Raw genomic sequence first — 8,730 nt, 5'->3', positions numbered from 1 at the left:
CAACCACAAGCAGGCTGGTATCCCGATCCGGAGTTGCATGGCATCGACCGCTGGTGGGACGGCTTGCGCTGGACCGACGGACTCCGGAACACACCAGAGAACGTCAAGACCGCCGGGGACCTTTCGCCCGCTGAAGGGTGGTACCCCGACCCGGGGCTACACGCCATCGACCGGTGGTGGGATGGCATCCAGTGGACCGATCGCATGCGCAACCGCCCGGGCTGAGAACTCACGGGTTTCACTAAATGAGCCGGTAGTTACTCGAGCCGGCGATCGCGGGGATTCGGTGGCGGAAGGGTGTTTGCGGCGGTCTGAGCGAATGTTTGGATAGGGGGCGGGGGCAGGGGCTCCCACGATAGTTTCTGCTGCGCCCGATAAATTTTCGTCGCAAAGAATCGTTGCCGGTTTTGGGTGCCGTACCACGTTCCGAAAAGACATCCGCCGAGATATATCAGGTGATTCAAAAGAGTGAGGCCGAATACCACCCCAAAATCTACAACCGGGCCGTAGATGGCTAAGAGGATGACAATGACGAACATTCGAATGACAAAGACGATGCCGACGCCCGCCGCGATCCACCAGTACGGGTTCCTCCCCAGGTAGTGCGACGCGTAGGACGCGATGAAGAAATCGGCGGCCGCGCCCAACACTACGAAGACCAACATCAGCACAATGCTCGGGCCTTGGTTTGCCGCCGTGGCGAACAAGCCCCCGACGACGCCGACGATCGAGTCGACCGCGAGTACCGCGGCCACGAAGATCGTGACCACGAGCCCGATTGGGCGACGCAATTCGCCGCGCTGCAGGAGGGCGATGTCTTCGCCGGGATTCCGCCGGCGAGACTGCCGATGGTAGGCGACCGCGGCCGGCAGGGTGGCTGCAGACGCGGTAAGGACGCCTGGTAGGGGGTCTGGTAGGCCGGTGGCCAAACAGACGGTCCCGACCACAGTCCCGGTACCGACCGAGAACGCTATTCCCGAGAGGGACCGCTCGTTGTATCGCACTGCCCCAGTAGTCATGACGAGTCCTCCCCGGGCTTACCTCCACATTTGATCGTCAGGGTATTTCATCCGGGTCCGCCGTACCGCCGAATCGGCACCCCGCTCGGCGGTCGTGCTGGGAACGAGCCGTCGCTACCGTTAGCCCTTGTGAGTACGAGTTCTTCGTTGGAACCCACATCTGAACAATTCGCCGCATTGGCCGCGCGGCCGGCCGACGAGCCGGTCGTCATGGTCAATCTGCTGAAGTTCAAGCAGCCGGGCGGCCTGGAGCGGTATCTGCAATACGGGCAGGAGGTCGCCCCGCACCTGCAGCGTGTTGGGGGGAAGGTCCGGTTCGGCGGCGGCGCGCCGGGTGCCGTCATCGGCGAGGAGCCGGGCGGACGCGAGGAGCACAACAAGCCTTGGTGGGACGCGATTCTCATCGTCGAATACCCCTCGCCGGCAGCGTTCATCGACATGGTGACCGATCAGGAGTACCTCAAGGTCCACGAGCACCGGGCGGCCGCACTCGAGCGCGGCGAGTTGATCGCGACATCCATCTGGATGGTCCAGTAGCAAGCCAGGCTGCGGGCGGTCGCCTAGGTTTATGGCATGTACCTGATCACGGGGGCGGCCGGAAAAAGCGGCGGAGTCAGTCGGTTTGTCGTCGAGATGCTTCTCGGCGAGGGCGAGCCGGTGCGGGCGATGGTGCATCGCGAAGATGCTCGCGCACAACAACTTCGGGACCTCGGCGCCGAAGTGGTGGTCGGTGATCTCACCAAGCCGGGAGACGTCGTCGACGCCATGACAGGTGTTCAGCGGATGTTCTTCAACATGAGCGTGTCGCTGGACTATCTGGAGGCGACGGCGATCGTCTGCGCGGTGGCACGCGAACTGGGCGACTATGAGGCCATCGTCAACATGTCCCAAATGACTGTGTCGCAGATGTCACTGACCAGCAGCAGCGAGTCGTCGCAGCAGTGGCTGCACTGGCTGTCCGAGCAGGTGATGAACTGGTCCGGCGTGCCGGTGATACACATCCGGCCAACGATCTTCCTCGACAACCCGCTATTCACGCTGCTTGCTCGCCGGTCGGTGCACGAACGCGGTGTTCTGCCGCTGCCCTTCGGCACCGGCCGCACATCCCCGATCGCCGCCGCCGACGTGGCGCGCGTGATCACTGCGCTGCTGCTGAACCCGGCCGGGCGCATCGGCGATGTCTATGAGCTGACCGGCCCGGAGATTCTGGACATCCACGGCGTCGCCGAGGCGTACAGCCGCGCGCTGAACCGGCCGGTCGCGGCGGAGGACACGCCGTACGACGATTGGAATCGGCAATATCTGCGGAGCTCAGGGTTGCCTGATCACGTTCAGCAGCACATCGCGACGATGACGAAACTGCACCGCGACGACCGGTACAACCGCAGGTCCGATGCCGTGGAGACGCTGACCGGTGAACCTGCGCGCACCGTCGCGGATTACATCGCCTCCCATCCCAAACGATTCGGCGGCTGACGGGCGGGTGTCAGCGCTGACAGCGCGGGCACCAGTACGTGACACGTTCACCGGCCCAATCGGTTTCGATCAGTGTGCCGCAGCGCCGGCACGGTTTCGACGCGCGGCCGTACACCCACAACTCCCGGCCATGACGCAGGTCTCCGGTGGTGGTGCGGCTCCACCGCGACCGGTTGGCCATCAGCATGTCGTGGGCTCTCGAGACCAGACGCAGCGGATCCGCGACATTGCGTACCGGGGCAGTGGGCAAAAGCCCAGACACGAAACATAATTCGTTGCAGTAGACGTTTCCGACGCCCGCCATGGTGCGCTGGTCCAACAATGCGACGGAGATCGGGCGGTCCTGGTCGGCGATGAGATTGGCTGCCGCCGTGCCTGCATCCCAGTCCGTGCCGAGCAGGTCTGGGCCGAGGTGGGCGACCGTCGACATATCGTCGACACGCGGGAGGATCTCCAGTTGCCCCAGGTCGACGCCGGCAGCCTGAACTGACCCTGCTTCCAGGATGATTCGCACGCGGTAGTCATTTTCCCGCACCCGGCGGTTTTTCGCTCTTCGCGCAAGCGGCTCATCGACGGCTGATGCTCTTCGCGCAAGCGGCTCATCGACGCTGACGCGCCAGCTGCCGTCCATCTTCAGGTGTGAGTGAACACTTGCCGGGCCGACGCGGATGAACAGGTGCTTGCCTCGGCTGAGCACTTCGTCAACGGTGTGCCCGGTCAAATCCGTTGTGGCGAAACGGGGTACACGCACATCACAGCGCGTCAGCACCTTGCCGACCAACCCGTCGCGCAGTTTGGCCGCGGTGTGGTATACCGTATCGCCCTCGGGCATCAGTGCCAGTTGCTCTTCGCGCGAGCGCTCATCGGTCCCGCAGCCGCAGGCCCCGCGGCGTGCGCACGAAACCGGCCTCGGAAAGCGCCGAGGCGACCGTTTCCCGCTCGCCTGCCAACGCCGGGTCGAGGACCGCGGTGCCATCGACGCGCTCCACCAGGATTCCGCCGACCCGCCCCTGGGCCACGAGGTCAGCCAGCGCACCGGCAGAAGCGCGATGCGCGTCAGGATCCGACGAGAACGTCAGAAGCGAACGCCCGCCGCGCTCGAGGAACCACACCAACTCCCCGTCGACGAGCACGACGAGCGCTCCCGCTTTCCGGCCCGGCCGGTGGACCGTCTCGCCGTCGGCCTGCTTGCGCTCGGGCCACGGTAGCGCGGAACCATAGGGATTGGCCGGGTCAGCCGCCGCGAGCACGACAGCCGATAGCGCGGGCCGGTCGGGATCGAGGCCGTCCTGATGCTCTCGAAGACGGTCCACCGTCGACGCGACAGCGAATTGGGCGCCACCCAGCGACTCGACGAAATAGCCCCGCTGGCATCGGCCGGTGTCCTCCATCGTGGTGAGCACCTTGTACAGCGTCGCGAACCCGCCCGGCACGCCTTCGGTCGCCACGGCGCCCCTGGTCAGCACGCCGTAGCGGCCCAGCAGAAGATCGGCTGAGAAATGAGCGCGCAGCGTCGAATCGGGTTCGGGCAGCGGCAGTGCCGACCACCTGCCTGCGACGGTCGGGTCGGCGGGCCGGGCCATCGACTGCGCAACGCTGTAGTGACTCAGCCTCGGTGGGCGCCGTCGGTTCCGGTGCGCGGGCCGCCCGGCGCGGCGCGAACCGGCGAGCATCGCACGCACCGGCGCGAAGGTGTCGCCGGTGACGCGGCCGGCCCAAACCAGCTCCCACAGAGCTACTCTCAGCTCACTGTCGTTGATTCCGCCGGCGAGCTGGCGGAAGAAGAAACCGCCGCCGTGTCCGAGCGTGTCGAGGATCGCGCGGTGGTGATCGGTGAAGTCGATTTCTGCCGGTGTGGCCAGCGACAGCGGCGCGGTGTCGGCCATATGCAGCGAGATCCAGCCGTCGCTGCCGGAGATCGCGCCTGCGCCCGACCAGACGACCTCGCCGGACGCGAGAAGCTCGTCGAGCATCGCGGGCTGGTAGTTGCGCACACGCTGCCCGAGAACCAGCGGCTCGAGCGCCGATGCCGGGATGGCGACGCCGGCGAGCTGCTCGACCACCGCGGCGAGCCCGTCGACGCCGACTGCGCGCGCACCGAGCTGCTGCCACGAGGGCAGGAACCGGCCAAATGCCGCTGTGCTGACGGGCTCGACCTGCGCGCGCAGCGCCGCCAGCGATCTGCGGCGCAGCATCCGCAGCACCTCTGCGTCACACCACTGATCGAATTCACCGGGCGCGACCGATGTGGGGGCACCACCCGCTTGCGGGGGACCGCTTGCGCGAAGAGGAGGCAGCTCAGCGAATTCGCCCCGAATCAGCTTTCCGTCGACCGCCAGCCTGCCCAGCACGTCGGCGGCCACCCGCAGCCCGAGCCCGAACCGCTGCGCGGCCTCGGCCGTGGTGAACGGGCCGCGGGTCCGCGCGTAGCGGCCGATGAGTTCGGCGAGTGGATCTGCCACCGGGTCGGTGAAGCTCACCGGTACCCCGGGCGGTACCGCGATGCCGACGCCGTCGCGCAGCCGGCCGATGTCTTCGATTGCCACCCACCAGGTTTGGCCCGCATACGACACGGTGACCGCGCGGCGGGCGCCGCGCAGCGATTCAAGCCAGCCCCCTATCTCGAGGGTCGACGACCGCTCGGCCACTTCCTGTTCGGTGAGCGGGCCCAGCAGGCGCAGCAGGTCGGCGACGGCCTCGGCGTCACGCGCCTGCCGGTCGGGGCTGAGGTGCTGCAGCTGGCGGTGCGTGGCGGCCACCACCTCGGGGTCGAGCAGCTCCCGCAGCTCCACCCTGCCCAGCAGTTGGGCGAGCAGTGTGGTGTCCAATGACAGGGCGGCAGCCCGCCGCTCGGCCAGGGGCGCGTCGCCTTCGTACATGAACGCGCCGACGTATCCGAACAGCAGCGACGCGGCGAACGGTGACGGGGTGGCGGTCTCGACTTCGACGACCCGCACCCGGCGCTGCTGGATGCGCGCCATCAGCTCGGTCAGCATCGGTACGTCGTAGACGTCCTGCAGGCACTCGCGGACCGCCTCGAGCACGATCGGGAAATCCGGGTAGTTGCGCGCGACGTCGAGCAGTTGGGCAGCCCGCTGACGCTGATGCCACAGCGGCGACCGCTTGCCGGGATGACGGCGCGGCAGCAGGAGCGCGCGCGCCGCGCACTCTCGGAACCGCGAGGCGAACAGCGCTGAGCCGCCGACTTCCGCGGTGACGACCGGCTCGATCTCGTCGGGCTCGAACACGAACAGGTCGGCACCCGGGGCGGCGTCGCCCGCGTCGGTGTCGGGCAACCGCACGATGATCCCGTCGTCGGATGCGGTGGGCTTCTCGTCGATGCCGTACCGTTCCCGCAGCCGCCGGCTGACTGCAAGCGCAAGCGGGCCGTGCAGCCGCAGCCCGTACGGCGAATGCAGGATCACCCGCCAGTCGCCGAGCTCGTCGCGGAAGCGCTCGACGACGAGCGTGGAGTCGGTGGGCACGGCGTTGGTGGCTTGCTGCTGGTCCTCAAGCAGGCGGCGAAGATTGTCGCTGGCGTAATCGTCGAAACCCATTGCAGCGCAACGTTTCTGAAACTCGGGGAGCGCCAGCTGGGCCAGCTCGCCCGTGAACGCGCCGAGTGCCGCCCCGAGCTCGGCGGGGCGCCCGACACTGTCGCCGCGCCAGAACGGCAACCTGGCGGGCTGGCCGGGGGCCGGAACGACCAACACGCGGTCGTGGGTGATCTCGGTGATGCGCCAGCTCGTAGCCCCCAGCGATATCACGTCGCCGGGCCGTGACTCGTACACCATCTCTTCGTCGAGTTCACCCACCCGAGAGGGCTTATCGCCGTCAGCACCCGTCGCGAGGTAGACCGTGAACAGGCCGCGGTCCGGAATCGCGCCGCCGGAGGTCACTGCAAGCCGTTGTGCTCCCGGACGCGCGGTGAGAAGCCCTGCGTCGCGGTCGTAGACGAGACGTGGCCTCAATTCGGCGAATTCGGTGGACGGGTACTTGCCGGACAGCAGATCCAGCGTCGCTTCGAACGCACCGCGGGGCAGCGTGGCGAACGGCGCGCTGCGGCGTACCACGTCGAACCACAGCTCGGCGTTCAGCGGGTCCAGGGCCGAGGCGGCGATGGTGTGCTGGGCCAGCACGTCAAGCGGATTCGCTGGTACCGAAAGGCTTTCGATCTCGCCGGCGTGCATCCTCTGCACGGTGACCGCGCAGCTGATCAGATCGGTGCGGTGCTTGGGAAATACCACGCCGCGGGAAATCTCGCCGACCTGATGCCCGGCCCGGCCGATCCGCTGCAGACCGTTGGCCACCGACGGCGGTGCCTCCACCTGGATCACGAGATCAACTGCGCCCATATCGATTCCGAGTTCGAGGCTGGAGGTGGCCACCACGGCTTTGAGCCGGCCGCTCTTGAGGTCGTCTTCGACAGCCGCCCGCTGCTCCTTGCTGACCGAGCCGTGGTGCGCCCGCGCCAGCAGAGGCTCGGCGCCGAAGCTCTGGCCGCTTGCCATGATGTGAGCGGGCGGGCCGCCTGGCACATGGGAGTTGGCCGGAGCGTCGAGCTCGATACCCAACCGCTCGGCGTGAATCTCGTTGAGACGTGAGGTCAGTCGTTCGGCGAGCCGCCGCGAGTTCGCGAACACGATCGTGGAGTTGTGGGCCTCGACGAGGTCGGCGATGCGCTGCTCGACGTCAGGCCAGATCGTGTTGTCCTCGAGATTGGCCATGTCGGGTACCGGCACCACCACCGACAAGTCGAACGTCTTGGCCGCTGGCGGCGCAACAATCGTGGTGTGCGCTTGCCCGGACAGGAAGCGAGCCACTTCGTCGGCCGGCTTGACGGTGGCCGACAGCCCGATCCGCTGCGCAGGCCGCTTCAACAGCATGTCCAGGCGCTCCAACGACAGCGCCAGGTGGCTGCCGCGCTTCGTGCCGGCGACGGCGTGCACCTCGTCGACGATCACGGTCTCGACATCTGCCAGCGTGTCGCGGGCGGCCGAAGTCAGCATCAAGAACAGCGACTCAGGTGTGGTGATCAGGATGTCGGGCGGCTTCGCAATCAGCTCGCGACGCTTGCCGGCCGGCGTATCGCCTGAGCGGACGCCGACGCTGATCTGCGGGTCGGCAAGACCGAGCCGTTGCGCTGTGCGCGTAATCCCGGTGAGCGGCGTGCGCAGGTTGCGCTCGACGTCGACGGCCCGCGCCTTGAGCGGGGAGACGTACAGGACGCGGGTGCGGCCCGCTGCTGGCTGGTGGTCCGCCAGCCGGTCAATGGCCCAGAGGAAGGCGGCCAGCGTTTTTCCGGACCCCGTAGGCGCGATGACCAGCGTGTTGTCGCCGTCGGCGATCGCCGACCAGGCCTGCTCCTGCGCGGGAGTGGGCGCAGCGAATGTCCCGGTGAACCACTCCCGCGTGGCGGGGCTGAACCGGTCGAGGGAACTCACCCCTCCATCGTGCCAACCAGGTACGACAACAATCGTCTCGACCTGTTCGACCCGGCGGTGCAAGCGGTGGTCTCGTTTGCCGCGCGTACCGACCGGGAAGTCGTATCGCATGCCTACTTGTGATACCTGCGGCAATCACTACGACAAGACGTTCACGGTTACCTGGGGGGACCGCACCGCGACGTTCGACAGCATCGAATGCGCGGCGGCCCAAGTGGCCCCGGAATGCGGGCATTGCGGATGCCGGATCCTGGGGCACGGCGTGGAGAGCGAGGACGCGATCTTCTGCTGCGCCAACTGTGCGCGCAGCGCGAGCAACGCCGACATCAACGACCGTTACCCCACACCGGCCGGCGGATAGCTTTCCAGGAATACCATCGGGTCAGACCATGAAGATGTCACCCGACACCTCCAACCCGCAGCGCGATAGGAAAACGTTCGCCGCGGCGGTGAAATTCGTGGTCGTTTTCGTGGCAATCGCGCTTATCGTCCTGGTAGCCATCGTCGCGTGGGTGAGCGATTGCAAAACCGGCGCCAGCCCCGGGACGCTAGCCAATTGCAGTGGGTTGCAACGTAATGCGCTCGCCTTCGGTCCCGCTGCCGTTCTGCTCGTCGGTGGCATAACGGCCTTCGTCCGCACCTATCAGGTGTGGCAAGCGCGCGGGGGGTGGTGGATCTGGCAGGGCGCCGGCTGGTTCCTCCTGGTGCTGATGCTGGTCGTGTACACGACAACGACGCCGATAGCCCTGATGTAGCAGCCGTTTACCTAGTCGCGTACATGCAGTGGGCCC

8 protein-coding genes are annotated in these 8,730 nt (G+C 66.9%); 5 read left to right on the top strand and 3 right to left on the bottom strand.

Annotation, left to right across the window (positions count from 1 at the left end; translation table 11 throughout):
- Positions 1-225: DUF2510 domain-containing protein (locus QOH60_RS02895; protein WP_526416898.1), on the top strand; the 225-nt coding region annotated here is incomplete at its 5' end.
- 32 nt (positions 226-257) lie between these two features.
- Here the strand turns inward: QOH60_RS02895 and QOH60_RS02890 are convergent.
- Entirely contained in the window at positions 258-770 is a 513-nt protein-coding gene (locus tag QOH60_RS02890) for a hypothetical protein (RefSeq protein WP_526416896.1), read from the bottom strand.
- 378 nt (positions 771-1,148) lie between these two features.
- Here QOH60_RS02890 and QOH60_RS02885 point away from each other — a divergent pair, with 378 nt between their 5' ends.
- Both QOH60_RS02885 and QOH60_RS02880 read left to right on the top strand, forming a co-directional pair.
- A complete protein-coding gene (locus QOH60_RS02885) occupies positions 1,149-1,556 on the top strand; it encodes a DUF1330 domain-containing protein (RefSeq protein ID WP_526416894.1) in 408 nt (135 codons plus the stop codon).
- A gap of 36 nt (positions 1,557-1,592) precedes the next feature.
- Positions 1,593-2,495 carry an NmrA family NAD(P)-binding protein gene (locus QOH60_RS02880; protein ID WP_526416892.1) on the top strand — a complete coding sequence of 301 codons (903 nt, stop codon included), beginning with the start codon at positions 1,593-1,595 and terminating at the stop codon, positions 2,493-2,495.
- Positions 2,496-2,505: 10 nt separating this feature from the next.
- Here the strand turns inward: QOH60_RS02880 and nei2 are convergent, their stop codons facing one another.
- Entirely contained in the window at positions 2,506-3,327 is an 822-nt protein-coding gene (gene nei2 / locus QOH60_RS02875) for an endonuclease VIII Nei2 (protein ID WP_526416890.1), read from the bottom strand.
- Between the two features lie 28 nt (positions 3,328-3,355).
- Complete coding sequence (locus tag QOH60_RS02870; protein WP_526416888.1) at positions 3,356-7,939, bottom strand: ATP-dependent helicase; 4,584 nt, start codon at positions 7,937-7,939, stop codon at positions 3,356-3,358.
- 109 nt (positions 7,940-8,048) lie between these two features.
- On the opposite strand from QOH60_RS02870, the gene QOH60_RS02865 reads away from it, so the two are divergent.
- Both QOH60_RS02865 and QOH60_RS02860 read left to right on the top strand, forming a co-directional pair.
- Complete coding sequence (locus QOH60_RS02865; RefSeq protein ID WP_526416886.1) at positions 8,049-8,300, top strand: metallothionein; 252 nt, start codon at positions 8,049-8,051, stop codon at positions 8,298-8,300.
- Between the two features lie 28 nt (positions 8,301-8,328).
- Complete coding sequence (locus tag QOH60_RS02860; protein WP_526416884.1) at positions 8,329-8,694, top strand: hypothetical protein; 366 nt, start codon at positions 8,329-8,331, stop codon at positions 8,692-8,694.
- Positions 8,695-8,730 lie beyond the last annotated feature (36 nt).

Origin of the sequence: Mycobacterium sp. (assembly GCF_032159765.1) — a bacterium.
GTDB lineage: Bacteria > Actinomycetota > Actinomycetes > Mycobacteriales > Mycobacteriaceae > Mycobacterium.
Note: the sequence above shows the minus strand (reverse complement) of the source record. Positions and strands in the feature narration are given on the sequence as shown.